Raw genomic sequence first — 1776 nt, 5'->3', positions numbered from 1 at the left:
TATGACGGATTGACTACTAACTATGACGGATTGACTACTTAACTATGACGGATTGACTACTAACTATGACAAGTATATATTTGTCATATATTAGAAAAATCAATGGTTTTGTTTTGAATAAAAATCACGTTGTAAAATCAAATCAAGTAATAGAAGCATCGTATCAATTAAGTGCCGTAGAGCAACGAATTGTCTTAGCTGCCATTTCACGGATTCCCAAAAATCAGCCTATTACAGATGATGAGTTATACCCTGTTAGCGTCGATGAATTAAAACAATTGGGCGTACATGAGAAAACTGCATACAGAGATTTAAAGGAAGGTATTAATAGACTCTATGAGAGGTCTATTAACCTCAGTATTGATGATAAATCTATAAAAATGAGATGGGTGCAAGAAATCCAATTTTTAGATAGTCAAAGTGTCATTGGAATCCGTTTTTCAAAACCCATTCTGCCATTTATTTCCAATCTAAGTAGAGAATTCACCAAATATGCCTTATCAGACATTGCTGGGATCAATAGTGGATACGGTATTCGTATTTATGAGCTACTGGTTCAATATCGGCAAATAGGTAAGCGTGAAATTTCTGTTGAGAGTTTACGGACAATGTTAGAACTCGGTAAAAAGTACCCATTATTCGCTGATTTCAAGAAACGAGTAATTGACACTGCTATAGACCAAATCAATGAATATAGCCCTTTAAAAGTCACTTATGAGCAGAAAAAAACAGGGCGTAAAGTCACTCATATTATCTTTTCTTTTAAAGAAAAATCTAAATCCATAACACATACCTCGAAAGATTTTTATCAGCTATCTGATGCTCAAATTAATCTATTCGGGAATCAATTATCACGTTTACATGAGCTTTCCCATTTAGCCTCAGAAGGTGAAAGTTATGAGATTTTAGCTGCTAAAATTAAGGATATGCTTAGAAACCCTCACCAACAACAGCAGTTTTTGCCACACTTAAAGAACTTAGGGTTTAAAGCTTGAGTGTATTGAAGAATACACTTATTGTATTCTTCAATACGTATCCTAAATACACAGCAATACACTATGAAAACAAGTACAAAATACAGTGTTAGTGATGCAGCCACACTGTATAAGAAATCTCGTGCTACACTTTATAAAGATATAAAAAATGGGGTGTTAAGTCGTGATCATGATGGCTCTATCGACTTCTCTGAGTTACTCCGCGTTTATGGTGAACCTTTTAGTGGAAAACACTCAAAACACACTGATACGTCTCCAACACAAACTATAAATACACCTGAATACACAGACAATACAGTTATTGAACTAAAGAATCAGATCGATTTTCTAAAGAAACAGTTAGAAAAAGCAGAAGATCGCGAAGCTAAAGCAAATTCTCGTATTGATACATTACTTACCCTAATTGAAATGAAGCCAACTCAGGTTCATCCCACACCAACTTCAGATCAATCTTCAGTGCAATCTAGTCCATCTCAAGTAGAACCTACATTGAATGTAGATAACGACAAACATGACGGATTGACTACTCCGGAAAAAACGGAAAATAAGCGTATTCCGGTGCCGGAGCCGGTTGAACCGGAGCAGCCGAAAAGAGGGTGGTTAAGCCGGTTTTTCTTGCCGAATGGCTAAGGGTACTATTCAACTGAGCTAATCAAAGTTGTAAGGATTTGATTAAAGAATAGCCATATTACGTGAAAGATCACAAAAAAAAGCCCGTACAGGGATGTTCGGGCTATAAAATAGAAACTACAGCATTGATTTCTATAGATAATTATAACGC

General features: G+C 35.7%; 2 protein-coding genes. Both read left to right on the top strand.

The window, feature by feature from the left end; genetic code table 11:
* The first annotated feature begins 65 nt into the window (after positions 1-65).
* Positions 66-995, top strand: a complete 930-nt coding sequence (repM, locus tag F985_RS04965) for a replication initiation protein RepM (protein ID WP_000200914.1) — start codon at positions 66-68, stop codon at positions 993-995.
* Between the two features lie 63 nt (positions 996-1058).
* Positions 1059-1625 carry a plasmid replication DNA-binding protein gene (locus F985_RS04960; RefSeq protein ID WP_000858429.1) on the top strand — a complete coding sequence of 189 codons (567 nt, stop codon included), beginning with the start codon at positions 1059-1061 and terminating at the stop codon, positions 1623-1625.
* Positions 1626-1776 lie beyond the last annotated feature (151 nt).

It is taken from the genome of Acinetobacter seifertii, from assembly GCF_000368065.1.
GTDB lineage: Bacteria > Pseudomonadota > Gammaproteobacteria > Pseudomonadales > Moraxellaceae > Acinetobacter > Acinetobacter seifertii.
Note: the sequence above shows the minus strand (reverse complement) of the source record. Positions and strands in the feature narration are given on the sequence as shown.

Coding starts and splice junctions, on each gene's coding strand:
- repM (WP_000200914.1), top strand. CDS start 66: ATGACAAGTATATATTTGTCATATATTAGAAAAATCAATGGTTTTGTT.
- F985_RS04960 (WP_000858429.1), top strand. CDS start 1,059: ATGAAAACAAGTACAAAATACAGTGTTAGTGATGCAGCCACACTGTAT.